Consider the following 25,598-nt stretch of genomic DNA (forward strand, 5'->3'; position numbering starts at 1 on the left):
ATTGATCTGCATACCGATCCGGCAATTCATGCCACGGTGCAATTCATTCGTTAAGCACTGCTGTCACGACACGGACACAAGATTATGGAGCGCCGCTTTAAATTAGATGGAATCCTTACGGTCCAGGGTTTGCTGGATCTTCGAGGTGCACGAACAGGGAGATCGATGTGGAAACGCTACCAGCCACCCCACCGAAAACGGTCGTCCATGAAGGCGGCTGCGCATGCGGCGCCTGGCGCTTTCGCGCGCGAGGCGCACCCAAACGCGTCGGCATGTGCCATTGCATGACATGCCGCCGCGTTCACGGCTCGGCATTCGGCTCCTATGCGATCTACGAGCACGGCGATGTCGAGTGGTCCGGCACGACCGAAGCCTGGCAAAGTTCGCCATTGGGCCGCCGTCATTTCTGCCCGGTATGCGGCTCCGTCGCGTTTATGGAGTACACGGACCGATCCGAGATCGATATGCCGCTTGGCGCATTCGACGTCACCGGCCTCTTCGAGCCGACGTATGAACTTTGGTGCTGTCATCGCGAGCCGTGGCTGCCACACGGCGTGCGCGCCGAATTCGAACGGGACCGCGACTAACACGGCGCCGGCACTACCGTTGAACAGATTAAAGCGGCAGTGCCCCGCTCGGCGCTTTACCTCACTTGCGGCTCTTCTTCGGAATCTTCGCGCCCGACTTGCGCGCCTCGTTCAATGCAATCGCAACGGACTGCTTCTGCGATTTACCCTGCTTCTTTTCCGTCTTGATGTTCTCGCTGACGGTTTCCCGCGACGTACCTTTTTTCAGCGGCATGCTGCCCTCCTGTTGCGCGACATAGCGTGAGCGAAACGACATCGCTCGATAGACGCACGGCAACCGCTGCCGACGCATTGCGCATCGAGCAACCCCCATTCCCGCGACGCATACCGCGCCCCAAGCCTCGCGCCATGGCCAGCGCTTGCTTTATGCTGGCGACTGCCCGCATCGCAACGACCCCGAGCGACGCCCCCGAGGAGACAGACATGTTCGAACAATGCGAATGGCTGAACGAACCCGCGAACTGGACGCTGAAGAACGAGCGCCTGCAAGTGACGACCGACCGCGCCACGGACTTCTGGCGCGAAACCCACTATGGCTTTACGCGCGACACCGGGCACTGCTACGGCGCGCGCACCGCGGGCGATTTCACGGCGCAGGTTCACGTGCAGGGCCAGTTCGAAACGCTCTACGATCAGGCGGGCCTGATGGTGCGCATCGACGCGACGCAATGGGTCAAGGCCGGTGTGGAATTCACCGATGGCGCATTGGTGTTGAGCAGTGTGCTAACGGTCGGCCAGTCCGATTGGGCGATCGCCACGCGTATCGACGGTGCAAACGGCTTCTGGCTGCGCGCGAGCGTCGCCGAACGCGTGCTGCGCTTGCAGTACTCGGTCGACGGCGCACACTGGCCGCTGCTGCGCCTCGCGCCGTTCCCGCATGCGCTCCGCTACTTCGTCGGCCCGATGTGCTGTACACCCGAACGAGGCGGACTGGTCGTCGAATTCGATTCGTTTAGCGTCGGCGCACCTTCGGACAAGGCGCTGCACGATTTGACCTAGATCCGTTCGCCACCTCTTGCGCCGCCCGGCGGAATTTTGCACGGCATCGATTGTTATCCCAGCGGAAGCGGCCCGCGCGCAACGTCCATTCCGGCGCGCCGGCTTCGCATTGAACGATTGATTACCGATCCAATTCGAGCATGCCGATCATTCACGCCAACGGTATCGACCTCAATGTATCGATGGAAGGCGCAGGCCCACCGCTACTGTTACTTCATGGCCTTGGCGACCGCCTGCAGCATTGGGAAGAAGAGGTGCGGCATTTCAGCCCATTCTTTACGACGGTCGCATTCGACGCACGCGGTCATGGCGCTTCAACCAGGCCCGCGCAGTACACACTGCAGGATCATATCGACGACGTGATCGCGCTTGCCGACACGCTCGGCTACGGCGAAATCAACGTGATCGGCGCATCGATGGGCAGCTATGTCGCGCAAGGCGTCGCGGCCGCTCAGCCGGAACGCGTGCGCAGCCTCGCGCTGATCGTACCGAAGAGCCATGGCACGACGTCGTCTTCGGCACGCCTGCTGGCCGAGCACGCAGACGAACTCGCGAACGCAAGCTTCGAAGAAAAGCAGCGCTTCCTGCACGACCGGTCGTTCGGTCCTTACGCCAGCGAGGAACTGAAGCAGGCGGCCGCGCAAAGGGTTTTCAGCGCGCCGCTCAGCGAATCGGAAATGGCGGCCGCGGTCGGCGCGCTAACGAATTTCGATCTGCGCCCGCTGTTGCCCAATATCAAGGCGCACACACTCGTGATGTCGGGCAAGCACGACCTGCTGAACTCGGTGCAGGACGGACGCGATTGCGCAGACCGCATCACGGATTCGGAATTCGTCGAAATGAAGCGTTCAGGCCACTATCCGAATCTGGAGGAAGCGCAGCTTTATCTGACCGTCCTCGGCGAATTCCTCTCGGCGTGGTGAGCGACATGAGTGACGACAATGAGCCACCCGGATACGCGCATCCATCAACGCCGCTACTCCGGGTCATAAGGCCTGATCAGCGCCGCGAACCGGTCCGCGAGCGTCGGCCGCGCGCGCGCCGGCCAGATCGCGCTCAGTTCGAAGCGCGGCAACGCATCGCCATCGGCAATCTCGCATAAGCGCACGCCGCTGAATTGCAGCGTGCGCACCGACCTCGGCAGCAGCGACACGCCGCAGCCCGCAGCCACGCACGCGAGCACGGTCAGCGACCGGTTCGCGTTCTGCACGATCTCGATCTCGCAGCCGGCCTGGCGAAACGCGCTCAGAATGCCGGCGCGAATCACGGGCAGCTGATCGTGAGGAAACCAGACGAACCCGTGCGGCGCGAGATCGCGCAGCAGCAAAGGCGCATCGCCGTTACGCGGAAACGAATCGGGCAGCACGGCGAGCAGCCGTTCGCGTGCGATCAGCTTCTCCTTCATCTTGCCGCTGACGGCCACCGGCGTATGCAACAGCCCGAGGTCGATCTCGCCCTTCTCGAGCGCGTTGACCTGTTCCGCGTTGCTCATCTCGCGCAGCACGAGCTCGACGCCGGGCACCGCTTCGCGCAGCGCCGCAATCGTACGCGGCAGCACATCGAACAGCGCAGCCGATGCGAAGCCGATCGTCAGCCGCCCCGCACGGTCAGCGCCGATCGCATGCGCACGCAACGAAGCCGCGTCGATACGTGCCACTGAAAGCCGGATGTCATCGACGATCGCGAGCCCCGCGGGTGTCAGCGCGGCACCGCGCCGGCTGCGCTCGAACAGCTTCACGCCCCACTCTTTCTCCATGCGCGTCAGCGCCTGGCTCAAGGCGGGCTGCGCGATGCCGAGCAAATCGGCGGCACGCGTCACGCTGCCCGCATCGGCAATCGCAAGAAAGTACTTGAGGCTGCGCGTTTCCATATCGTCGCAATATGAATATTGATCGCTTTCATAATACAACGATATCCAACGGGTCCCTAGAATGCGGGGCATGGGCGGCCGCTGTGCAACGCGCGGCCGTTACTCTTCTAACAATGCAATGTCCGGCCGCAACCTGCGGTCGGCGCTGCCTGGAGACGCGATGAACTGGTATCGGGAAATCTCGCCAACGGAAAAGCGCACCCTATGGACATGCTTCGGCGGCTGGGCACTCGACGCGCTCGATACGCAGGCATTCAGCCTTGTAATTCCCACGTTGATCGCGAGCTGGGGAATCGGCAAGGGTCAGGCGGGCCTGATCGGCGGCGCGACGCTCGTCGCCGGCGCATTGGGTGGCCTCTTCGCCGGTGTGCTGTCGGACCGCTTCGGCCGCGTGCGCGCGCTGCAGATCACCGTGCTCTGGTTTTCGCTCTTCACGCTGCTGTCCGCCTGCGCGCAAAACTACGAGCAGTTGCTCGTGCTCAAGTCGCTGCAAGGGCTCGGTTTCGGCGGCGAATGGACCGCGGGCTCCGTGCTGCTGAGCGAAACGATACGCGCGCAGCATCGCGGCAAGGCGCTCGGCATCGTGCAAAGCGCGTGGGGCTTCGGCTGGGCCGGCGCGGTGCTGCTCTACGCCGTCGTCTTCTCATGGGTATCGCCGGAATGGGCGTGGCGCCTGCTGTTCGCGCTCGGCGCGATCCCGGCCGTACTCGTGCTGTACGCGCGGCGCAACGTGCCCGAGCCGCCGCGCGACACCGCGAGCGGCACGGCGAACGACCAGACACGCAAGCTCGACGCGAAGCTGCCCGTGCTAGGCATCTTCGATCGCTCGGTGATCCGCACGACGATCGTCGGCGGTCTGATCGGCCTCGGCGCGCACGGCGGCTATCACGCGATCACCACCTGGCTGCCGACGTATCTGAAAACGCAGCGGCATCTGTCAGTGCTCGGCACCGGCGGCTATCTCGCAGTCGTCATCGTCGCGTTCATTTGCGGGTGCTTCGTGAGCGCATGGCTGCAGGATCGCATCGGCCGGCGCCTGAATCTGATCCTGTTCGCGCTCTGCTGCGCCATCACCGTCAACCTGTACGTCTTCCTGCCGATCGGCGACAGCGCGATGCTCGCGCTGAGCTTCCCGCTCGGCCTCTTTTCGGCCGGCATTCCGGCCACCCTCGGCGCGCTTTTCAACGAACTCTATCCGCAAGGCGTGCGCGGCACCGGCGTCGGTTTCTGCTACAACTTCGGCCGCATCGTGTCGGCGGGCTTTCCGGTGCTCGTCGGCCATATGGGCAATTCGATGCCGATCGGCTCCGCGCTCGGTATCGACGCGGGCGCGGCCTATGGACTCGTCGTCGTCGCCGCGCTGCTGCTGCCCGAAACGAAGGGCCGCAAGATCGCCGACGCCGGTTCGCCCGGCCACCCGGACACACAAGGCAAGCACCCCGATGCGGCGCACGTGGCGAACCCGTCGCACAAGGCGCACGGGGCCCGCGAAGAAGCCGCCCAGGCGCATCGCGCATAGCCGGCGCGCCGCGTAACACCGTTGTCAAAGATCTCCATGAACAGCAAAGCGATCGAATGCCCGTCCTCTCTGCTGCAGGCCGCGTGCTCCGGCGCGCAGACGCCGGCCGGCGTCCCGCCCGGCTGGCTTGGCGCAACCCGCCCGCCGCTCGTCGCGGTGGACACGCATGCACATGTATTCGTGCGCGGCCTGCCGCTTGCCGCGCAACGCCGGCATGCGCCCGAATACGATGCAACGGTCGAAGCCTATGCGAGCTATCTGGCGCCGAACGGCCTCTCGCATGCCGTGCTGGTGCAACCGAGCTTCCTCGGCACCGACAACCGCTTCTTCGTCGACGTCATGCGGCGCTACCCTCACCGCTTGCGCGGCGTGGCAGTCGTCGCCCCCTCGGCCGGGGACGCTGAACTCGACGCGCTCGCGCAGGCGGGCGTTGCCGGCATCCGGCTCAATCTGATCGGCCTGCCGGTTCCGGACCTGACGCAGCCCGAATGGCGCAACCTGCTCGCGCACGTCAACGCGCTCGGCTGGCATGTCGAAGTGCATCGCGAAGCGGCGGACCTGCCTGCGATTGTCGGCGCGCTGCTTGCGCATCGCTGCACGGTCGTCGTCGATCATTTCGGGCGGCCGTCGCCCGAACTCGGCGTCGACGATCCCGGCTTCCGTTATCTGCTTTCGGTGGCGTCGACGGGGCGCGTGTGGGTCAAACTCTCCGGCGCTTACCGAAGTGTGAACTTCGCCGGCGCAACCGCGGAACACGAGCGCGACAACGACGGCACCGCACTCGGTGCGCGACTCGCCGCGCCGCTGCTCAAGGCATTCACGCCCGAGCGGCTCGTATGGGGCAGCGACTGGCCGCATACCGAACACCGGCAGCATGTCGATTACGACGCCACGCGGATGGCGCTCGACGTCTGGGTGCCGGACGCCGCGCAGCGCGAGACGATCCTCACGCGCTCGCCGCAAACGCTTTATCGGTTCGACGCGAGCCCCGCCGCTTTCCCCAGGCACTAGAATAAATTTGTCCAGGCCGACGCCCGGCAAGCAGCACACGCAACGTGCGTCGTCCCGCTTGCCGCAGCCACCGCGCCCATGCCGTGCGTTTCTTCCACGGCTCTGCCGCCTCTCCCGCCCGTTTCAGCAGGAGGTTTGCCATGCCGACCTACGAGTACCGCTGCGAACAGTGCGGCGAAAAATTCGAGCACGCCGAGCACATCAGCGAGCACCCGACCGCCCACCCCGCCTGCCCCAAATGCGGCAGCGAGAAAGTTCAGCACCTGCCTACACAATTCGTCGCGAAGACCTCGCGCAAGAGCTGATTCAATATCGCCGCGAGCCGCGCGCAGCAAGGCTCGCGCGGCGCTGACATCGCTCGACATAATTGATCGATGGCGGCCGCGAAGTGTGTCGACCATACTCGCTTCCGCGTGCCGGCCCAGTGAAAGCGAAAGTGCAGATCCGATCAGGCGAGTCACGCAACAGGTGACATCGCCCCAATCATCGGACGATACGTGCAAGCCCTTCATCGCACTCTTTCAACGCACTTTTACGCACCATTCACAGGTCAGCCCATCATGTTCACGACGCTCAAATCCATCGGCACGAAAACCGCTCGCCACGCTTCGTCCGCCCTGCTGTTCAGCGCCATCCTGCTGACCGGCTGCGCGAGCGGCATCACCAACGTCGCGAACGCAAGCCCGAGCCCGGCCCTGCGGCAAACCCAGATGCGGCCCGACAACATCTACGTGTATTCGTTCGCGAGCAGCGCCGAACAGGTCAAGCTCGACAGCGGCGGCCTCGCGCACAAGCTCATGTCGCGCATGGCCGGCAGCTCCGACGAGCCGCAGCAGGCTGCCGACGCGGTTCAGGTTCAGCAGCAGGTCGCCGACGAAATCGTGCGCAAGCTGCAATCGATGGGTTTGCACGCGGTACGCACCGACGCGCCGCCGCCCGCCGATCAGAACGTGCTGCTCGTGCAAGGCAGCTTCGACAAGATCGACGCCGGCAATCGCCGCCGCCGCACGATGATCGGCTTCGGCGCCGGAGAAAGCGATGTCGGCACCACCGTGCAGGTGCTGTACAAACCGGCCGGCGGCATGCCGACGCTCGTGCAGAGCTTCGATGCGAATGCGGATAGCGGCAAGGCACCCGGCGTCGCCGACACGGCGGGTATCGGCACGGCGGCGGGACATATCGCGACGTCCATGGCTGTGGGTGGCGGCCTGCACGCGGTGTCGGAAACGAAGCATGACACCGTTGGCGAAGATGCGAAGCGCCTCGGCGACAAGATCGCGAAGCAGATTGCGGACATCGGCGTCAGCGAAGGCTGGTTGCCCGGCAGTACGGTCCGCTAACGCCGGTCAAGCCGGTTAGCAACACGAACCGAACGCAACCTTTTCAGCGGACCAGCCTCCACATGCGCCGCGCGGGAGTCAGCCTCACTCCTGCGCGGCGAGGCCGTTCAGATCGGGATGCTGCTGCGCCAGCTCGCTGACCCAGCCGGTAAACGCGCGCAGCCGCGAACTCAGGTTACGGCGGTGCGGATAAACGATCGACAGCGGCGTGGACGGGCTCGTGAAATCGCCGAGAATTTCCGTGAGCGCGCCCTTGTTGATCAGATCGGCCACCATGAAGCGCGACGGCTGGATAATGCCGTGCCCGAGCGCAGCGGCGCCGATATAGACACTGCCGTCGTTGACCGCGAGCACGCCCTTCATCTGCACCTTGACGATCTCGCCTGCCACTTCGTATTCGAACGGGAAGGTCTTGCCGCTGCGCGCCGACACGTAGTTCACCGCGCGATGCTCGTTCAGATCGTCGAGCGTTTTCGGCGTGCCGTACTTCTCGAGATACGCGGGCGCCGCGCAGGTAACGATGCGCGCATTGCCGATCCGGCGCGCCACCAGGCTCGATTCTTCGAGCCGGCCCATCCGGATCACGCAATCGGCGCCGTCCTGAATCAGATCGATATTGCGGTCCGCGAGCCCGAGCCGCACGTCGATTTGCGGAAACTTGCCGTAGAAATCGTCGAGCGCCGGCAGCAGCAGCGCGCGCGCCAGCGTGCCCGACGTATCGACGCGTATCGTGCCCGCCGGCGTCTCGCGCTTGTTCGACAGCGACGATTCCGCATCGGCGACGTCCGCGAGAATGCGCACGCAGCGGTCGTAAAACAGCGCACCGTCTTCCGTGACGTTCACCTGGCGCGTCGAGCGGTTCAGGAGGCGCACGCCGACATGCTCCTCGAGCGCCTGAATGGTTCGGCTGACCTTGGCCCGCGGCAATTCGAGCGACTCCGACACCTTGGAAAAACTGTTCGCTTCGACTACGCGCGTGAATATCTCCATTGCCTCCAAACGGTCCATTTATCTGCCCTATCGTTGATGTGCGCCATACGCGTATTGATCCGGAAAAGCCGGACGCTTCGATAAAAACTCGCTCCCACCGGAACCGGATGGAAGCGGTTTCATCTCTTATCACGCAAGATCTTACGCCAGCATGACAAAAAACTCATGACCCGCGCGGGCGGGCGCAGCAGGGCGGCATCCCGGCAAGTGGAACCCGCCCCGCGGCGCCCCAATGCAGTGCGCCCCATTCCGGCTCATCAGTGCACTAAAAAAGCTTAAAGGAAATACCTTTCGCACACGCCGGGTGCGGCAAAAAGGCCGGTGAACGTTTTAAAGCGAAATTTATTCAGGGAAGCTTAAGTATTCAATTCGGCTTGCCGTAAACGGCGTTTAAACAATCGAGACGTTTCAGAGCGCTCAATCTTCCGCAACCGGATTCCCACTATGTCCACCCTGTTGGAAAAGCGTCATCAATCGTCACATGGTTCGGCGATCGCCGAACTCACGCGCGAAGTCCGCAAGATCTCGCGAGACAAGATTTCGGATATCGATCTGATCAACCGCGAAGCCACCTATCTCGCGATCAACGCGCTGATCGAAGCGGCGCGCGCGGGCGAAGCGGGCCGCGGCTTCGCGGTGGTCGCGAACCAGGTGAAAAATGTATCGGGCCGCATCGGCCAGCTGACCGGCGAGCTCGGCAAGGAGCTGAACGGTCTCTCCGAAAGGATGGTGACGGAGCTCGAGCGCCAGCAGGGACAGCGTCTGACCGACCTCGCGCTGAACATGATCGACGTGATCGACCGCAATCTCTACGAGCGCTCGTGCGACGTGCGCTGGTGGGCCACCGACGCCGCCATTGTCGATTGCATGATGAGCGGCTCCGACGAAGCGGCCGCCTATGCGTCGAAGCGCCTGTCGGTGATTCTCGACAGCTATACGGTTTATCTCGACATCTGGGTGCTCGATCTGCAAGGGCATGTCGTGGCGAACGGGCGGCCCACGCAGTTTCCGGTCGCGGGCGCGGTCGACGCGGCGCAGCACGAATGGTTCGCCGCCGCGCTGCGCACCCGTTCCGGCGACGAATACGCCACCGCAAACGTCGACACGCTCAAGCAGTTACAAAGCGCGCAGGTCGCGACCTACGCGACCGCGGTCCGCGAACACGGCGCGGCCGACGGCCGCATCGTCGGCGTGCTCGCGGTATTTTTCGACTGGGCCAAGCAGGCCTCCGCGGTCGTCGACAGCGTGCGCCTCACCGATGAAGAACGCGCCCGCACGCGTTGCATGATCGTCGATGCGAGCGGCCGCGTGATTGCGGATTCGAAGGAAGCGAGCCGTGAAGCCGCGCGCTTCGATCTGCCGCCGAACCGCGAAAACACGGGCAACTATCGGAACGGCAACGGCTCGCTGGTCGGTTATGCGCTGACGCCCGGCTACGAGACGTATCGCGGCATGGGATGGTACGGCGTCATCGAACAGCAGACGAATACGGCGGCCTGAACGCATCAGGACCGCCATCAGGACCGCTGCCAGTCGTGCCACAGCCGCACGCCCGCGTCGCGCGAGACGAGCACCGCGATGGTCAGCGCCTTCAACGCGCACTCGACGGTGGACAGCGCAAAACCGATCGGCTCATAACGGAATTCGCTCGGTAACGCGGGCACGATCGCGAGCACGCTCGCGCCACAGACGAACAGCGCAATGAGCCGCGCGAACGGCGCAATCGACGCGCGGCTGCACGCCCCCGCAATCAGGATAACGAGCAGCAGCTTCGAAAACACGAGCGCCGCGCTCTGCACGCCCGACACGCACGCCGCGAGTTCGAACGGGGTCTCGATCAGCGACCACACGAGCACGGCGCCAAGCACCGTGCGCAATGCGGTCAGGCCGCGGCGATTTTCATGGTTCAACGACAGGAACATGGACAGCCCCTCCGGATGATTGCGCGCACGTCGCTCGCCGCCTGTTTACCGTCTCATTGCAATGTTTTATTCCGCCGGCATGACTGTTCTCCGACGAGCGTGGCGGTGCGTGCCGCCGGGAACCTCGTTGCGGATCCCGTCGATATCACAGTAGGACGAGAATGCCCCTCGCGATTTTTCACGCGCCACGCAACTTCACAATTTGCACGACAGCATTGCTATTTCCACGTCTTGTCGAGGGTAAGGGTCGGCACAAGGTCGAGAGGAGCACACATGGCGAACGCGCGAAGCAGCACAGCGTATTCGTCACCGGTGCCGACCGGTGACAGCGGGCATTTGCGAAACGCAGATTTCATTTGCGCAACGATGTCCGAGCCATGCGTTCAACATCAGCATATCGCTTTGTACCGGCCCGCTTCTTGCGTGTGCATGTGCAACAAACCCGGAGACCTACATGGATATCCTTAAACTGGCCCAGCAGTCCGGCATGCTCGTCGTGCTGGACGCGCGCATCGGCAACGCCGAATATCACAGCGTGCATGGGTCCGTGTCGTCGCTCGTCAACTTCGCGCGGGCGATCGTCGAGCAACGAGTTCGCTGTGAAGATCTTCCCGCGCCGCCGGGCAGCCGCGACGTGAAGGATTGCGCACCGGCCGAAGATACGGTTTCGTAGGGCCGGCCGTTTCAGGCGGTGCGGCGCGTCCCTGTCGGTCGGACACCTACGCTTTCATAGACGAAAACCTATCGTATCCATGAAAAACATTAACTGTTATCTTGGGTAAGCCGCCCTAGTCTTCAGTCATTGCCGCAACAAAATGCGACGCGGCAAGCGCGCCGCGCCCATCGACGGTGCGCGGCACGACTGAAGAAGGAGGTCGTCATGAAGAGCGGCGAAACATGTCTGCATCGGCTCGTCGACAAATGGCTCGCACCGGCTACCGTGCTGAACGTGCGCGTCGTGCGGTCGGGGCGCATGCCTGCACAGCGCGCGCGCTTCGTCTTTATCGAAGCGCTCACGCCGTCCGGTACGCGCGGCATGTTCTTCTTTCGTCATCAGGACGGCGGCTGGCGCGTCTTTCCGCCGCACGAGGTGCGTCCGTCGCTAGGCGTCGACGCGCTAGCGGCGTGAGCGGAAAACTCGCGATCGACGCCTTGACCCCCACGGAACACACACGGAACACCCGCAGAACGCACACAACACTCACGCGACACGCTATGGACACCGATCGGTGCGAATCTCAAAGCAAGCGTGCAGCGCCAAAAGACGCGAACGGGCGCGCGGACGATACTGCATGCAACGCTGCCCGTCACGCTGCGCCTGACGGGCAACTGAAGCCTGCTTAAGAAGCACAGCAAGCTCAGGAAGCGCATGTCACACCTGACGCGTCGCTTCCAGCGCCTTGCTGCTTCTGCTTCAGAGCCTTAGCGCCATGCTGGTCGAGATGGACTGGAGAAGGATCATGGACACACGCCGATTCGCCTTGTTTCGCCGCGGGCTGTTTTTTAGCGCGGCGTGTGTCGCGGCCGGCGTCTATGCCGGCATGCCGACCGGTTTTGCCGATGTGTTCAGCAAGGTCGGCGCCGACGCGCAAATGCCGCTCGAAACGCTCGCGGTCGAACAGGTCAAAGTGGATGACGATGCGGTGACGGCCATGCGCCGTGAAACGCGCGTGCGAAAACTCGCTCGCGCCCCGTCGCACAACGCTTCACCGGGCGACGCTTCGCCGTTGCGGCCGTTGCAGACGCCGCGCCGGCAATCATTGGGTTCGGCGCAAGACGGGCCGCATCATCAGGCAATCGGGGAATCGAAAGACGCGTCGGCGGCGCGCGAGACCGGCAGCGGCGCGCGCGAGCGCACGCCCGGCGTCGTGCGCAAGATCCGCTACGAAGACTTCAAGCACTGGACCTGAGCCATACCGCAAAACCAGCAGGCCTCGCAGCCGTCAGACCTCGAAGCCTTCCTGCTCACCCACTTACGCTCAAAGCCAGCACCCCGGCGGCGGCGCGGGCATCGCCTTGTTCACCGCGCTCGCCAGCATCATGGCCTGCGAATTGGTGGGCATCAGCTTCGCGGCGCGCGGGCGGAAGATCGGGTCGCCATACGAAATCGGCTGGCCGCTTAGCGCGCACACGCCATCGCGCCGCGCAATCGCCACGACCCACGGTTGATCGGGATAGCAGCACGACGTCGGATCGCTCCAGCTAACCGTGAGCAGCCGCTCGCCGACCCGTTCGACGAGCCGCGCCGTGCCCGTGCACGGTGCATCCGCCGACAGTCGCAGCGGGCCGCATCTGACCCGGCGCGCGCGCGGCAAGCCGCTTGCGCCTTGCGACAGCGAAGACAACAGGCTCAAAGTTTGGGACCACGGATCACAACGGGCAACGTCTGACATTTTCCAAGCTCCTGGCGGCCGCCGCGGTGACGCGGCACTGCCTTGTCACATGTCATCACAGCGACGCCCGGCCGCGACGCGGCCGACGTCAGAGCGCCGGCGGCCGGGCGGACCGCAGCGGCATCGAGCACGCCTTCTCTCGTCGAAAAGACGCACAAGACAGGATTCCCGACGATGGGCGGCCCCATATGCTGCACGGGCTGTATGCGCCGAAGGGCCGAGCGCGCCGCAGCGAGCGCGGCTCAGCCAGCGCAGGACGTCACGCGCCTGCATGTTGCGTGTCCCTCCAGCGCTTCGGCGTCGAGCCCACCATGCGCTTGAACACCGTCGTGAAGTGCGCCTGCGAGCGAAAGCCCGCGAGCTGCGCGGCATCGAGCAACGAATACTCTTCGTCGGCGAGCAGTTGCTGCGCGCATTCGATGCGCCGCCGCAGCAGATACTCATGCGGACGCAAACCCGTCGCCGCGCGGAACTGCGCGGCAAAGTGCATGCGCGTGAGGCCCGCCGCATTCGCGACGTCTTCAAGACCGATCGCTTCGGCAAGGTGCGCGTCGATATACTCGACCGCGCGCTTCAAGCGCCATTTCGGCAAGGCGGACTTGCGCATCTTCGGCTGGCCGGGCTGGCCGCCCGCCGGTGTGCGCAAGCGCAGTTCGAGCAGGCGGCTCACGAGCGCGAGGTTGACGCTGTCGACATACATCTGCCCGAACGACGTGAACGCTTCGTCGGCAAGCAACAGCGCCTGGCCGAGCCGCTCGATGCAGGGATCGTGCGAGACGGCCGGGTCGTCGATCAGCACACTCGTGGCCGACTCGTTACCCGACACCTCGCGGTGGCACGCATCGAGCACCGCCTGCGGCACATACAGATGCAGCACATCGCACGCCGTATGAAACACCGCGCGCGCCGAATGGCCGGGAGACGTGACCTGGAACATGCCCGGCATGACGCGGCCCTCGAACGTGAGGCGGCCGTCATGCAGGAATGTGATGTCGGTCGAACGCAGATTCACGCCCACCGTATAGCTGTCCGCCGGCGTCGTGGCCGAGAGCTCCTGCGCGGGCAAACCCGCGCCGATGCCCGCCACGGCCCAGCGCGACAACGCCAGGTGCGCGGACACCGCCGAGGTCGCCGTGCCCGCCGTTGCCGGCAAGCGCCACGCGTCCTCGTTATGTATGTAGGATTTCAGAGAATCCGCCAGCGAACCGCCGGCGGGCAGAGAGGATGCTTCCATGATCCACGCTCCTGGTATCTTCCACTATCGAATGCCGTAGCGGGAAGGAATCGCTTCACCGCTGTATGGCATCAAAGGTAGTGGAGAAAAGCGTGGCGCTCTATCGTACAAAGGTTCCTTGCATCGGTGTATAGGTGTCATCGACCTATACTTTGGTGCCATCCAACGCAACTGAAATGACAGAAGAGGAATTCGGGAGCACGAAGCTCATCGTCGCACCGCCCCCCGGTTGCGCGTACGCACGAATTTTGCCGCCGTGCGACTCGACAATCGAACGGCAGATCGACAGCCCCATTCCCATACCTTCGGCGCGCGTCGTGAAGAATGGCTGAAACAGCCGCTGCAAATCCGCTTCCGCGATGCCAGGGCCGCTGTCTTCAACCTCCACCCGCACTTCGCTTTCCTGCGGGCGCGATGAGCGCACGGCAAGACGCCGCGGCTTGCCCGCCGTCGACGCCATCGCCTGAATGGCGTTCATCATCAGATTGATGACGACCTGCTGCAACTGCACACGGTCGCCGACAATCGAGAGCCCGCCTTGCGCAAGCTCGAGGCGAAGCTCGATCGCATGCACGCCGGTCTCGCGCTGCACGAGCACCGCCGATTCCTCGATCAGCGCATTAAGGTCGAAGGGCACGCGATTCGGTGCGCTCTTTTTTGCCAGCGCACGGATGCGCTGCACGATGCCGCCCGCGCGCCGCGCATCGCGCAGCATGTTGTTGAGCGCTTCGCGCACTTCGTTCAACTGCGGTTCGTCGCGCTCGAGCCAGCGCATGCCCGCATCGCCGTTCGTCATGATCGCGGCGATCGGCTGACTCACTTCGTGCGCGATCGATGCGGACAGTTCGCCGAGCGTCGTCACGCGCGTCACATGCGCAAGCTCCGCGAGCGAGCGATGCAGTGCGTCCTGCACGTTGCGCGCTTCGGTGACATCCATCAATGCGCCGCGATATTCGCTCTCCTCCGCGCCGGCCTCATGGACGTGCGCGGCCCCATCAGCGACCGCGTGCGCGACGAGATGCACGCGTTTGACATCGTCGTCAGGCATCAGCAAACGGAACTCCGCATCGATATCCTGCCGATCGGCAGCCGCGATTTTCATCAGCGACGATACGCGCGCGCGATCGTCCGGATGCACACGCGCGAGCATCGCCTGCAGCGACGGCTCGGCCTCGTCCGGATAGCCGAAAATCCGATACGCCTGCTTCGACCAGAACATCTCGAAGCGCGGCATCGAAAAACCGATACTGCCGGTCTGACTCAGCGTTTCCGCTTCGGCGAGGAACGACTCGCTGCGCGCCAGCGCCTCGGCCGCGCGCTTGGGCTCTTCGATATCGGTCGTTACGCCGTACCAGCGCACGATGCGGCCTTGATCGTCGAGAAGCGGCGTGGCGCGCAACAGCGACCAGCGCCATGTGCCGTCGCCGCGCCGTACGCGCGATTCGTTTTCGAGCGACGTGCCGGTCGCGAGCGCGTGGCGCCAGTCGTGCTGCATGCGGGGCAGATCGTCGGGATGCACGAGCGTATGCCAGCTGTCGCCGATCCGGTCGAGCGGCACGCCGAACTCCGACCAGCGTTCGTTGACGAACACCGGACGCCCGTCCGCCGACGACACCCACACCATCGCCGGAATCGCGTCGATCGCGGCGCGAATCTCCTGCTGCTGGCGCGCGATCTCGATCTCCATCCGCTTGCGCTGCGTGATGTCGTTGTTCGTGACGAGCACCGCGAGCGGCGCGCCCTGCGCATCGCGCTGCAGCGTCCAGCGGCTGGCGACGATCAGCTCGCGGCCGTCGCGACACGTTTGCGCCAGCTCGCCTTCCCAGCGCCCCGTGCGCAACAGTTCGGCGAGCATCGCGGCCAGCGGCCGTTCAAACGCGGTGCGCACCACTTCATGCGGCGCACGGCCGATCGCTTCTTCGGCGGACACACCGTAGAGCGCGTGCGCGCCGCGGTTCCAGAAACAGATGCGGCGCTTCATGTCGTAGACGACGAGCGCATCGCTCGTCAGATCGAGCAGCGTCACCTGTTCGCGCAGCACGTCGGTGGCCGCGATGTTCTTCAGCGTCAGAAAGCCGGTGATGCCGATCGCCGCGAGGCTGACGATAAAGCGGCCGACCGGTGCGACCCCATACGTGCCGCCGTGCGACATCGCGAACGCGATCACCGTCATCGACATCAGCGCGCAGCATACGGCGATCATCGAGCGCCGCGAACAGATCGGCGCAACGATCAGGACAACGACGACATAGAGCACCGCCACGGCGATATCGAGCGGCGTCAGCGCATCGAGCGTGAAGATTCCGGCAGCGATCGCCGCCGCGATGGCGATGCGCGAGCGGCTCCTGCGCGGCGAATCGGGCTCCGGACTCTGGCCGCGCAGGCGCGTGCCGCCCGGCATCTGGCGCTGCGTCTGCGCCGCCGCGTTCGTGCCGTCCGGCCCGGAAGCGGTGCGGCGGCCAGAACCGGCGCGGGATAGATCAGACATGTTTTCGGCGTCTCCAGAATTGTCGAGCGCATTGGCGCGCGACGTTCGCATGCTGGATGCGCGCGACGATCAGACATGCGAAGATACTGCCGCAGCCAGTTTTCGCCGCACCGGTTTTTTCCCTGCAACACGCGGCCCGAACCGCACGGGCGGGCGTCGCGCATAGTGCACTTGCACGCAGCCCCTTAAAGCCAACTGCGGCCGATTGCGGTCAACGGCGGCCCACGGCGCCGCGTGCGAGCGAATCCAAACGCGAATTCAATTATGGCCCAACTTCCCCATGCAACCGCGAAGGCCGCCGCATCCCGCGACGGCAACGGCACGCCGATCGACCCCGACCCGGTCGTCTTCGTCGTCGACGACGACGATTCGTTTCGCGGCGCGCTCACGAACCTGCTGCGCTCGGTCGGCATGCACGTCGAAGCATTCGCATCCGCGCAAAGCCTGCTCGCCACCAACTGGCCCGATGCCCCCGCCTGCATCGTGCTCGACGTGCGCCTGAAAGCGGACAGCGGGCTCACCGTGCAAAACGACCTGGCCCGCGCCGGCGTCGAGCTGCCGATCATCTTCATGACGGGATATGGCGATATCCCGATGACCGTGCAGGCGATGAAAGCCGGCGCGGTCGACTTCCTCACCAAGCCTTTTCGCGACCAGGACCTGCTCGATGCGGTCACGCGCGCGATCAGCAACGACCGCGCACGGCGCGAGTCGCAGAAGTCGCTTACCGGGCTCAGGCAGCGATTCCAGTCACTGTCGGCACGCGAACAGCAGGTCATGACCATGGTCGCAAAGGGCCTGCTCAACAAGCAGATCGCGGCCGAACTCGGGCTAAGCGAAATCACCGTGAAAGTTCATCGCGGTCAGGCGATGAAGAAGATGGGCGCGCGCACGCTCGCCGACTTGCTCCACCAGGCAGTGGTGTTGAAAATCCGCGAAGAGCAGGCATGACGCGCAGCGTCGCACGGCAAACACTGCGCTGCACTTATACCTATATATAGTTGTGAAGCGAAGCGCGTCCGGTAACCTGTGATGGCTCGTTGCGACAGCAACGGTATTTTTTTGTAATCCAGGTTCGCAATGCCGAGTTTGCTTCCCTCCCAGGTGGTGTCGATCATCGACGACGACGAATCTGTGCGCCTCGCCACCGCCAATCTTCTCCGCTCGTTCGGCATGCAAAGCCGCACGTTCATATCGGTGGAAGCGTTTCTCGCGTCCGGCTGCATAGACGACACCGCGTGTGTGATTTCGGACATGCAGATGCCCGGCATGAGCGGCATCGACTTGCAGACCGCGCTACGCGAGCGGCAGTTGCCGATTCCGATGGTGTTCATCACCGCGTTTCCCGACCACGAGCTGCGCAGCGTCGCCGAAGCGAATGGCGCAACCTGCTTTCTGACGAAGCCCGTCGACGGCGAAACGATTCTCGCGTGCATCGATCGCGCGATCAATCGTCGAAGCTGCAGCGGCCACTAGATTCGCAGGCGCCCAACCCCATGCAAAGCGTCTGATGCGGCGCGGCTGTCCTATACATTGGTATAGACGCATCGTCTTCGCATCGAGGCAAGCATTGCGTTGCCACGCGTGGCGGTCGCCCAGGTCGGCGCGGTCAAACCACGCTACACACAGCGTGACGGCTTCAACGCCGCGAGATACACGATCGACTGCTGCAAGTCGAAATGCTCGAACGTCAGACCGAGCCCCGCGAGCAGCAGCATACCGACTGCCACACCCTGCCAGATCGGCGCCATCGTCACGAGCAGCATCATGACCGCGATGCACGCGACGCCCGCGAGCGCGACGTGATAGTAGCGATAGCGGTCGATCCTGCGCTCCATGCGCGCGGCTTCCTGCTTGACCGAGAAGCTGTCGCGCACGCGAACCATCGTGCCGGCGCCGGTCGTACCGCGAACCGCCAGCGTCGCGCACGAGCCGCCGCCGGCCAGCGCGATCACCATCAGCACGACGGACAGGCCGCGCATGAACGCGTCGCCGAACCACAGCATGGCGAGCGCCGCGGCAAATATCAGCAGCGCGACGACCGAACCGATCGTGCCGGCAAAGCGTTGAGCGTGAAAATAGGCGTTGATCGCGGACTCGAGCGTCTCGTAGGTATACATGCGCCGTGCTCCGAAAATGCAAACGGCCGCGACACTTGCCCGTTTGGGTCGCGCCTCTATAGCGCGCGTCGCGTATCGATGTTTATCGTTGAAATAGTCCGGAAAGGATTCGTCCGTTGTCCGAAAGGCAAGCGACGCGTATCCGGTTCGTTATTTGCGCCGGCTATAACGCGCGCGCCGGATGCGCGCGCGTCGTGCAGGACCCGCAACGTTTGAGCCAGGATCTGATTCGATGTACCGATCGATTCATGCAATCTCCGTTTCGTTGTGGTTTTCTGCGCATGATCGGCGCGCAGCGCATGTTCGCGGTACGCGTAAGCGAAAAATCTTCCACGTGGACGAACGGTCGCCGTCGCTTCGCTTGCGAAGCAACCGGCCGAAGCCCGAAGCGGGTCATGTTCGCGCGAACCGATCGAGTAGACTGGCGGGCATATCGAACCCGGACATCAACACGCAGTGGACCGAACCCGTGCCCTTACGCTCTTTCTCGCGGTCGTGCGCGCGGGCAGCTTCAGCCGCGCCGCCGTCGAAGCCGGCCTCACGCCGCAGGCGATGAGCAAGGCGGTACGCCAGCTCGAAGCGCATCTGAACGTGCGCCTGCTGCATCGAACCACACGCAAGCTCAGCATGACCGACGAAGGCTCGCGCCTGTTCGGGCTCGCGGACCCGGGCATGCGCATGCTCGACGATGCGGTCGAACAGGTGCACGCAAGCCGCGAAGCGGCGGGCGGCACGATCCGCGTCGCCGCGCCGCCGTCGCTGGGCGGCAAGCTGCTCGTGCCGCTGATTCGCGACTATCAGCGCTTGCACCCGTCCGCGCGTTTCGACGTGCTACTCGACGATCGCTTCACTGATCTCGTCGAAGCGCGCGTCGACGTCGGCTTTCGCATCGGCACCTCCGCCGAACGCAACGTGGTCGCGCGAAAACTGCGTGAGGTCCGGCTCGTGATCTGTGCATCGCCCGCGTATATCGAGGAAAACGGCAAGCCCGCTTCGCTCGCGCAATTGCTCAAGCATCGTTGCACCGGCTTTCGCCACCCGAACACCGGCAAAACGATCTTGTGGGAATTGCAGAAGGGCAACGAGATCGTGTACCAGGAGGTGCCCGCGATCGCGACCTTCAACGATGTCGCCACCGAAGTCGAAGCGGTGCGCAATGGAATCGGCATTGGGCAACTCGCGACTTACATGATCGGGCGCGACCTGAACGACGGCACACTCGTGCCGCTTTTGCCGCAGCTATCCACGGCGCGTCTGAGCATATTCATGTACTACCCTCAGCGTGCGCAGATGCCGTCGCGCGTGCGGCGCTTCGTCGATTTCGTGATCGACGCGAGCCGCCGGTGAGGGTGTTCGAAAGCACTTGCGCCGCGTGCATGGGTCGCGCTATTATTGAGCCCACACTCATTTATTAATGGCAGCGTTTCAGCATGGCCCGACCGAGAAGCGAAGACAAGCGCAATGCCATTCTTGCCGCCGCGATCGACGTGATCGCCGAGCAAGGGCTCGGTGCGCCCACATCGCGTATCGCGAAGCTGGCGGGTGTCGCGGAAGGCACGCTGTTTACGTACTTCGATACCAAGGACGATCTGCTCAACCAGATCTACCTTGAACTGAAGGCCGAGATGCGCGAGGTGATGATGACGCAATATCCGAAGGCAGGCAGCCTGCAAACACGCACGCGCCATGTGTGGCAACGCTTTGTGGAATGGGGCGTCGCCCACCCGGCCAAGCGGCGCGCGCTCGCGCAGCTGTCGGTGTCGGAGCGCGTCTCCGAACAGGCGAAGACGGCCGGCATGCAGGCGTTCGCCGACGTCAATCTGCTCGTGCAGGAAAGCATTGCGAAGGGCGTGCTGCGCGACCACCCGCCCGCGTTTATCTCGGCCATCATGAGCGCGCTTGCGGAAACCACCATGGATTTCATGACGCGCGACCCCGCTCACGCGGAACGCTACCGCAACGCCGGCTTCGAGGCGTTCTGGAATGCAATTTCGAAGTGAGCATTTTTTTTGTCGTTTTAATTGAGTGAGTACACATTCATATGGAGGTTGAGAACATCATGTCGATCGAGACCCCGTCTACCGCGGCCCGGCCTACCGCGGCTCGGCCTAGCGCGGCTCGGCCTAGCGCGGCTCGGCCCAAAGTCTGGCTGATTACCGGAAGCGCACGCGGCCTGGGCCGCGCAATCACCGAAGCCGCACTCGCCGCCGGCGAATACGTCGTGGCGACCGCACGCGACCCACGCACGCTCGCGGAGCTGACCGAGCGCTACGGCGAACAGATGCGCGCCGTCGCGCTCGACGTCACCGACGCGCTCGCCGCCGCGCATGCGGTGCAAACCGCGCTCGATGCGTTCGGACGCCTCGACGTGCTCGTCAATAACGCGGGCTTCGGCCATATCGCGCCATTCGAACAGACGCCGGCCGCGGACTTCCGCGCGCAGATCGACACGAACTTCTACGGCGTCGTCAACGTGACGCGCGCGGCGTTGCCGGTGTTACGGCGACAGCGCGCGGGGCACATTTTCCAGATCTCGTCAGTCGGCGGGCGCGCGACCGCAGCCGGTCTTTCGGCCTATCAGGCGGCGAAGTGGGCAGTCGGCGGCTTTACGGAAGTCATCAGCCAGGAGCTCGCGCCGTTTGGCGTGCATGTCACCGCGCTCGAACCCGGCGGCATGAAAACCGACTGGGGCCACGAAGCGGGCCGCGCGATTCCGCCGCTCTTTGCCGAGTACGAACCGTCGGTGGGCAGGCTGCTCGATCTGCTGCGCGATCATGTCGGCAACGAAACGAGCGACCCCGCCAAAGTCGCGCAACTGATCTTGCGGCTTGCGTATCACGACCATTTGCCGCCGCATCTGCTGTTGGGCAGCGACGCACTGCATTACTGCGGCGCGGCGGAAGACGTACGTGCGGAACATGCGGTGCGTTGGCGCGAAGTCAGCGCATCGACAGACTTCGCCGCGAACGGCCCGCAACCGGCGTTGCCGGTGCCCGCGTAAAAGCGCGCACGATCGTTGAACCGCTATTGTCGAACCGCTAGTGAGCCGCTAGTGAATCGTTATGCCACGAGGCCCGAAGGAGGCCCGCCATGAGAATCCTGATATTCGGCGCGACCGGCATGGTCGGCCAGGGTGTATTGCGCGAATGCCTGCGCGCGCCCGACGTGCAGTATGTGCAGACCGTCGGCCGCACGCCGACCGGCCAGCTCGACCCGCGGCTCTACGATCTCGTGCATCGCGACTTCACCGACTTCCGTTCGATCGAAGGCTCGCTGCGCGGTTTCGACGCGTGTTTCTTTTGCCTCGGTATCTCGTCGGTGGGAATGAGCGAAGCGGACTATACGCGCATCACCTACGACTTCACGATGGCCGCCGCACAAACGCTCGCACGCCTGAATCCGCACATGACCTTCGTGTTCGTGTCGGGTGCGAGCACCGACAGCACGGAGCAAGGCCGCACGATGTGGGCACGCGTCAAGGGCCGCACCGAAAACGCGCTACGGCGTTTGCCGTTCAAGGCCGTGTATCTGATGCGCCCCGGTGTGATTCAACCATTGCACGGTATTCGCTCGAAAACGCGCATCTACCGCACGATCTACGCGTTGCTCACACCGCTGCTTACGCCATTGCGCGTGCTCTTGCCGAACCTCGTGCTGTCGACGCAGGACATCGGCCTCGCGATGCTGACGCTTGCGCGCGAAGGCGCGGCGCAACAGGTGCTCGAAACACGCGATATTCGCGCACTGAGCCGGCATCTGGCGCAAGCCGTCGCTGCCTAGCAGGCAGGCGGACAGGCGCGAGCGGCGCGCCCACCGTGCGCGGCGCGAACGACCGCGTCAAGGTACGCGCGGCAACGTGGCGTCGCGCGACAACGCGCGGTGATACCATCGATCCACATCGAGCACGCCTTACCCGCCCTGCCCCGACCGATAGAATCCGATGCCCGACGAAGCCGCTCAAGCCGAAGAAGCCGCCAGCACGCGCGCAAACAGCCCATCAGCCGAGCCGGTCGAACAGCGCGTATTCCGCGCGGGCCATCTCTCGATCGGCCTGACGTTGCCGCTGCTGCCGGCCGGCCAGATCGTCGCGGACTTCAACGAACAGATCGCACTCGCACAACGCGCCGACGCGCTCGGCTATCGCGCGTTGTGGGTCCGCGACGTGCCGCTCAATAGCGCCGACTATCCGGACCCGGTCGGGCATCTGGACCCCTGGGTGCTGCTCGGCGCGCTGGCATCGCATACCGCGCGCATCGCGCTCGTCAGCGGCGCGATCGTTCTGACGCTGCGTCATCCGCTGCATATCGCGAAGGGTGCGATCTCGGTGCAAACCTTATCGCGCGGCCGCTTTATTCTGGGCCTCGGTTCCGGCGACCGCCCGCCCGAATATGCGGCGTTCGGCGCCAACGGCGACGAGCGCCGCGACCTGTATCGACGGCATTGGGAAACGGTCGCGGCCGCGCTCGGCCCTCGATCGCGCGTGATGCCCGACCAAGCGCCGCCAGGCGCGCCCGACTTCATGCTGCTGCCGCAGCCGCCGCGGGCCGTGTCGCTGCTCGCGGTCGGGTCGGGCGGACAAAGCGTCGACTGGATCGCGCGTCATTCGATCGGCTGGATGACCTACCATCGCGAGCCCGACGCGCAGCAGGCGCGGCACAGCATGTGGCGCGCCGCCGTCGAACGATGGGCGCCCGGCGAGTTCCGCGCATTCGGCGCGGCGCTGCGGCTCGAACTCAGTGACAATCCCGACGAACCCGCGACGCCGGTCGCGCTCGGCTATCGCGCCGGACGTCATGCGCTCGCGGCGTTATTGCGCGCGATGCGCGAGCACGGCACGCATCATGTGTCGCTGAATCTGCCTTCGTCGCCGCGCGCGCCGCGTGAGGTGATCGAAGAACTCGCGGCATACGTGCTGCCCGAGTTTCATACGGAAAGCTGACACGCAGGCACTCGCCTCAAGCCGTCCGCCACAACTTCGCCAAGGGCCCATTGCGCCCCGTCAACGGGTCCGACGCCGGAAACACCACCTGATGCATCGCCTGCAACTGCGCCGCGGATAAACCAGCACGGCTGATACCGATATCTTCATCGGGCGGATACGCGCCGACCACCAGAAAATCCGCGCTCGCCTCGAGCTTGCAATGACCGGTGCCGGCCGGCAGCACCACGACATCGCCGGCATTCACGCGCACCTCGCGCCCGATCGGTTCGGGACCGCCGAGCACGAGCCGCGCGCTGCCGCCCGCGAAGCCGAGCACCTCGTGCGTGGACGGATGGAAATGGTGGAAGCTGTAAATGCCGTTGCGCCATTGCGGCGGCCAACCGTTGCGCGCGAACGCCTGTTCGAACGATGCCGCGGGGTCGCTGCCCGAAATCGGCACGGCCGCACGATAAACGAGCACCGGCAAACGCTGGTTATTCGGAATCCAGCCGTTGGGCTCGAAGTTCAAGGTTTCAGGCTGCACGGGATGCGTGGAAAAAGACTGGCCGCCCGATGTGTCGCTCGCCGCGTGACTCAACGCTGCCGGTAACAGACCGCCGGCGAGACTGCCCGTGATACCGCCCGCGGCGAGGGCGGCGCTGACGCGCCGACGCTTCGTGTCCGTCATGCGAAGCCTCCTTGATGGTCGATCAGGACGAGTCAGCTTAGACGAAAAATATCGGGGCCGTCGCCGACGCGGGCATGCGTTCCGGCATGCATCATGCTTAAAGCATCGCCACGTGCGATTTGTACCGATCGCGCGCACATCGCGTGCACATCGATCGCACGCTTTCACTATTGTTGAAGTTGCACTGGCATCCCGCCCGCAGCGTACCGACACGCAAACGACATGACCCAACTTTCCCACGACACGGCAAGCGCCCAAAGCGCGGCCAAACGCGCAGCCGACCATGTCGACCCCGCGCGCCTCATCGACGCGATCGATGCGCTCGCAACGATCGGCGCGCGCGGCGACGGCGGCGTCGACCGCCCCGCGCTATCGGCACTCGATTTCACCGCACGGCGCGGCCTGATCGAACGCGCAGAAGCGCTCGGCTGCACCGTCTCGACCGACGCATGCGCGAACCTGTTTTTCCGCCGCGCCGGCGACGAAGACCTGCCGCCCGTCATGACCGGCAGCCATATCGACACGCAGCCGACCGGCGGCCGGCTCGACGGCGCATACGGCGTGCTGGCCGGTTTCGAATGCCTCGCCGCGCTCGCCGATGCGAACATCCGCACGCGCCGGCCGCTCGAGGTCGCGATCTGGACCAACGAGGAAGGCTCGCGCTTTCAGCCTGGCGCGATGGGCTCGAGCGCATTCGTCGACCCTTCGCGGCTCGACAGCTATCGCGCGGTCAGCGACGCGGCCGGCATCACGTTCGGCGCCACGCTCGATGCGCATCGCACCGCGTTCCCCACGCTCGCCACGCGCGCGCCGGGCGACGCCCATGCATTTATCGAATTGCATATCGAACAGGGCCCGCTGCTCGAACTGGCCGCCACGCCGCTTGGTGTGGTAACCGGTATTCAGGGTGTGCGCTGGCATTCGGTCCGCTGCACCGGCGCGGCCGCGCACGCGGGCACCACGCCGATGCAGGTGCGCCGCGACGCGATGACGCTCGCGGTCCGCGTGCGCGGCGCGATCGAAGCGTTCGCGCTCGAACTCGGCGGCGCGGCGGCGCGCATCACCTTCGGCAGCTGGCATATCGAGCCGAACTCGATCAACACGATTCCGTCCGAGGTCACGTTCACGGTGGACTTCCGTCATCCGGAGCCCGCGGTGCTCGCACGCTTCGACGCGGCGCTCGCCGATTGCCTCGCGCAACACAGCGCCGACGTGCATCTCGAACCGCTGTTCGAGCATCCGCCCGTGCATTTCGCCGACTCCGCCATCGCGCGCGTCCGCGCGGCCTGCGATGCATTAGGCGCACGCTCGCAGCCGATCGTCTCCGGCGCGTTTCACGACGCCCTGCATCTCGCGAAGCGTTGCGCGACCGCGATGATTTTCGTTCCGAGCCGCGGCGGCATCAGCCACAACCCGATCGAAGCAACCGATGACGAACACCTCGTGCTAGGCACGCGCGCACTCGCGCATTGCCTCGTCGAGCTTTGCAACGAAGCGCCGTAACCCGCTCGTCCAC

28 protein-coding genes are annotated in these 25,598 nt (G+C 64.6%); 19 read left to right on the plus strand and 9 right to left on the minus strand.

Annotated features, from left to right (window positions below):
• The first annotated feature begins 167 nt into the window (after positions 1-167).
• Positions 168-587 (plus strand): GFA family protein, encoded by a 420-nt coding sequence (locus ACYPXD_RS05340; RefSeq protein ID WP_459708273.1) that lies wholly within the window; start codon positions 168-170, stop codon positions 585-587.
• Between the two features lie 61 nt (positions 588-648).
• On the opposite strand, the gene ACYPXD_RS05345 is transcribed toward ACYPXD_RS05340, so the two are convergent.
• A complete protein-coding gene (locus tag ACYPXD_RS05345) occupies positions 649-801 on the minus strand; it encodes a DUF6496 domain-containing protein (protein ID WP_459708275.1) in 153 nt (50 codons plus the stop codon).
• A gap of 209 nt (positions 802-1,010) precedes the next feature.
• On the opposite strand from ACYPXD_RS05345, the gene ACYPXD_RS05350 reads away from it, so the two are divergent.
• Together ACYPXD_RS05350 and ACYPXD_RS05355 are read left to right on the plus strand one after the other, a co-directional pair.
• A complete protein-coding gene (locus tag ACYPXD_RS05350) occupies positions 1,011-1,586 on the plus strand; it encodes a DUF1349 domain-containing protein (RefSeq protein ID WP_459708277.1) in 576 nt (191 codons plus the stop codon).
• A gap of 140 nt (positions 1,587-1,726) precedes the next feature.
• A complete protein-coding gene (locus tag ACYPXD_RS05355; protein WP_459708279.1) occupies positions 1,727-2,509 on the plus strand; it encodes an alpha/beta fold hydrolase in 783 nt (260 codons plus the stop codon).
• Between the two features lie 53 nt (positions 2,510-2,562).
• On the opposite strand, the gene ACYPXD_RS05360 is transcribed toward ACYPXD_RS05355, so the two are convergent.
• Entirely contained in the window at positions 2,563-3,456 is an 894-nt protein-coding gene (locus tag ACYPXD_RS05360) for a LysR family transcriptional regulator (protein WP_459708281.1), read from the minus strand.
• Between the two features lie 160 nt (positions 3,457-3,616).
• On the opposite strand from ACYPXD_RS05360, the gene ACYPXD_RS05365 reads away from it, so the two are divergent.
• The 4 genes from ACYPXD_RS05365 to ACYPXD_RS05380 all read left to right on the plus strand — a co-directional run bounded on the left by ACYPXD_RS05365 (position 3,617) and on the right by ACYPXD_RS05380 (position 7,326).
• Positions 3,617-4,975 (plus strand): MFS transporter, encoded by a 1,359-nt coding sequence (locus tag ACYPXD_RS05365; RefSeq protein WP_459708283.1) that lies wholly within the window; start codon positions 3,617-3,619, stop codon positions 4,973-4,975.
• Between the two features lie 36 nt (positions 4,976-5,011).
• Positions 5,012-5,986: an amidohydrolase family protein gene (locus tag ACYPXD_RS05370; protein WP_459708285.1), complete on the plus strand. Its 975-nt coding sequence runs from the start codon at positions 5,012-5,014 to the stop codon at positions 5,984-5,986.
• Between the two features lie 140 nt (positions 5,987-6,126).
• The gene (locus tag ACYPXD_RS05375; RefSeq protein ID WP_459708287.1) at positions 6,127-6,291 is read left to right on the plus strand and encodes an FmdB family zinc ribbon protein; all 165 of its coding nucleotides are present in this window, start codon (positions 6,127-6,129) and stop codon (positions 6,289-6,291) included.
• 255 nt (positions 6,292-6,546) lie between these two features.
• Positions 6,547-7,326: a DUF4410 domain-containing protein gene (locus ACYPXD_RS05380; protein WP_459708289.1), complete on the plus strand. Its 780-nt coding sequence runs from the start codon at positions 6,547-6,549 to the stop codon at positions 7,324-7,326.
• A gap of 84 nt (positions 7,327-7,410) precedes the next feature.
• Here the strand turns inward: ACYPXD_RS05380 and ACYPXD_RS05385 are convergent, their stop codons facing one another.
• On the minus strand, positions 7,411-8,334 hold the full coding sequence (locus ACYPXD_RS05385; RefSeq protein WP_459708292.1) for a LysR family transcriptional regulator: 924 nt from the start codon (positions 8,332-8,334) through the stop codon (positions 7,411-7,413).
• Between the two features lie 426 nt (positions 8,335-8,760).
• Between ACYPXD_RS05385 and ACYPXD_RS05390 the strand changes: the two genes are divergently transcribed.
• A complete protein-coding gene (locus tag ACYPXD_RS05390; RefSeq protein WP_459708294.1) occupies positions 8,761-9,816 on the plus strand; it encodes a cache domain-containing protein in 1,056 nt (351 codons plus the stop codon).
• 17 nt (positions 9,817-9,833) lie between these two features.
• Here ACYPXD_RS05390 and ACYPXD_RS05395 read toward each other — a convergent pair whose 3' ends face one another.
• Positions 9,834-10,238 carry a hypothetical protein gene (locus ACYPXD_RS05395; protein ID WP_459708296.1) on the minus strand — a complete coding sequence of 135 codons (405 nt, stop codon included), beginning with the start codon at positions 10,236-10,238 and terminating at the stop codon, positions 9,834-9,836.
• 454 nt (positions 10,239-10,692) lie between these two features.
• Here ACYPXD_RS05395 and ACYPXD_RS05400 point away from each other — a divergent pair, with 454 nt between their 5' ends.
• From ACYPXD_RS05400 to ACYPXD_RS05410, 3 genes are all read left to right on the plus strand, one after another.
• A complete protein-coding gene (locus tag ACYPXD_RS05400) occupies positions 10,693-10,911 on the plus strand; it encodes a hypothetical protein (RefSeq protein WP_459708298.1) in 219 nt (72 codons plus the stop codon).
• Positions 10,912-11,118: 207 nt separating this feature from the next.
• Positions 11,119-11,367, plus strand: a complete 249-nt coding sequence (locus ACYPXD_RS05405) for a hypothetical protein (protein WP_459708300.1) — start codon at positions 11,119-11,121, stop codon at positions 11,365-11,367.
• A gap of 331 nt (positions 11,368-11,698) precedes the next feature.
• Positions 11,699-12,148: a hypothetical protein gene (locus tag ACYPXD_RS05410; protein ID WP_459708302.1), complete on the plus strand. Its 450-nt coding sequence runs from the start codon at positions 11,699-11,701 to the stop codon at positions 12,146-12,148.
• Positions 12,149-12,217: 69 nt separating this feature from the next.
• Here the strand turns inward: ACYPXD_RS05410 and ACYPXD_RS05415 are convergent, their stop codons facing one another.
• From ACYPXD_RS05415 to ACYPXD_RS05425, 3 genes are all read right to left on the minus strand, one after another.
• Positions 12,218-12,631, minus strand: a complete 414-nt coding sequence (locus tag ACYPXD_RS05415) for a DUF3331 domain-containing protein (RefSeq protein WP_459708304.1) — start codon at positions 12,629-12,631, stop codon at positions 12,218-12,220.
• A gap of 259 nt (positions 12,632-12,890) precedes the next feature.
• Positions 12,891-13,865, minus strand: a complete 975-nt coding sequence (locus ACYPXD_RS05420) for a helix-turn-helix transcriptional regulator (protein ID WP_459708306.1) — start codon at positions 13,863-13,865, stop codon at positions 12,891-12,893.
• A gap of 145 nt (positions 13,866-14,010) precedes the next feature.
• Complete coding sequence (locus tag ACYPXD_RS05425) at positions 14,011-16,353, minus strand: sensor histidine kinase (RefSeq protein WP_459708308.1); 2,343 nt, start codon at positions 16,351-16,353, stop codon at positions 14,011-14,013.
• Between the two features lie 261 nt (positions 16,354-16,614).
• Here ACYPXD_RS05425 and ACYPXD_RS05430 point away from each other — a divergent pair, with 261 nt between their 5' ends.
• Positions 16,615-17,304: a response regulator transcription factor gene (locus tag ACYPXD_RS05430; protein WP_459708444.1), complete on the plus strand. Its 690-nt coding sequence runs from the start codon at positions 16,615-16,617 to the stop codon at positions 17,302-17,304.
• A 129-nt stretch (positions 17,305-17,433) separates the two neighbouring features.
• Positions 17,434-17,829: a response regulator transcription factor gene (locus ACYPXD_RS05435; protein ID WP_459708310.1), complete on the plus strand. Its 396-nt coding sequence runs from the start codon at positions 17,434-17,436 to the stop codon at positions 17,827-17,829.
• Between the two features lie 143 nt (positions 17,830-17,972).
• Here ACYPXD_RS05435 and ACYPXD_RS05440 read toward each other — a convergent pair whose 3' ends face one another.
• Positions 17,973-18,473 (minus strand): hypothetical protein, encoded by a 501-nt coding sequence (locus tag ACYPXD_RS05440; RefSeq protein WP_459708313.1) that lies wholly within the window; start codon positions 18,471-18,473, stop codon positions 17,973-17,975.
• Positions 18,474-18,929: 456 nt separating this feature from the next.
• Here ACYPXD_RS05440 and ACYPXD_RS05445 point away from each other — a divergent pair, with 456 nt between their 5' ends.
• The 5 genes from ACYPXD_RS05445 (at position 18,930) to ACYPXD_RS05465 (ending at position 23,412) form a co-directional block, all read left to right on the plus strand.
• A complete protein-coding gene (locus ACYPXD_RS05445; RefSeq protein ID WP_459708315.1) occupies positions 18,930-19,820 on the plus strand; it encodes a LysR family transcriptional regulator in 891 nt (296 codons plus the stop codon).
• Positions 19,821-19,903: 83 nt separating this feature from the next.
• Positions 19,904-20,473 (plus strand): TetR/AcrR family transcriptional regulator, encoded by a 570-nt coding sequence (locus ACYPXD_RS05450; RefSeq protein ID WP_459708317.1) that lies wholly within the window; start codon positions 19,904-19,906, stop codon positions 20,471-20,473.
• A 149-nt stretch (positions 20,474-20,622) separates the two neighbouring features.
• Positions 20,623-21,474, plus strand: coding sequence for an SDR family NAD(P)-dependent oxidoreductase (locus ACYPXD_RS05455; protein WP_459708446.1), 852 nt, complete (start codon positions 20,623-20,625; stop codon positions 21,472-21,474).
• A gap of 89 nt (positions 21,475-21,563) precedes the next feature.
• On the plus strand, positions 21,564-22,253 hold the full coding sequence (locus ACYPXD_RS05460; RefSeq protein ID WP_459708319.1) for an NAD-dependent epimerase/dehydratase family protein: 690 nt from the start codon (positions 21,564-21,566) through the stop codon (positions 22,251-22,253).
• Between the two features lie 160 nt (positions 22,254-22,413).
• Positions 22,414-23,412 (plus strand): TIGR03571 family LLM class oxidoreductase, encoded by a 999-nt coding sequence (locus tag ACYPXD_RS05465; RefSeq protein ID WP_459708321.1) that lies wholly within the window; start codon positions 22,414-22,416, stop codon positions 23,410-23,412.
• 16 nt (positions 23,413-23,428) lie between these two features.
• On the opposite strand, the gene ACYPXD_RS05470 is transcribed toward ACYPXD_RS05465, so the two are convergent.
• Positions 23,429-24,082, minus strand: coding sequence for a cupin (locus ACYPXD_RS05470; RefSeq protein WP_459708323.1), 654 nt, complete (start codon positions 24,080-24,082; stop codon positions 23,429-23,431).
• A gap of 222 nt (positions 24,083-24,304) precedes the next feature.
• On the opposite strand from ACYPXD_RS05470, the gene ACYPXD_RS05475 reads away from it, so the two are divergent.
• Positions 24,305-25,585 carry a M20 family metallo-hydrolase gene (locus tag ACYPXD_RS05475; RefSeq protein ID WP_459708325.1) on the plus strand — a complete coding sequence of 427 codons (1,281 nt, stop codon included), beginning with the start codon at positions 24,305-24,307 and terminating at the stop codon, positions 25,583-25,585.
• Positions 25,586-25,598: the final 13 nt, after the last annotated feature.

The sequence above is a fragment of the Paraburkholderia sp. 2C genome (genome assembly GCF_054589215.1).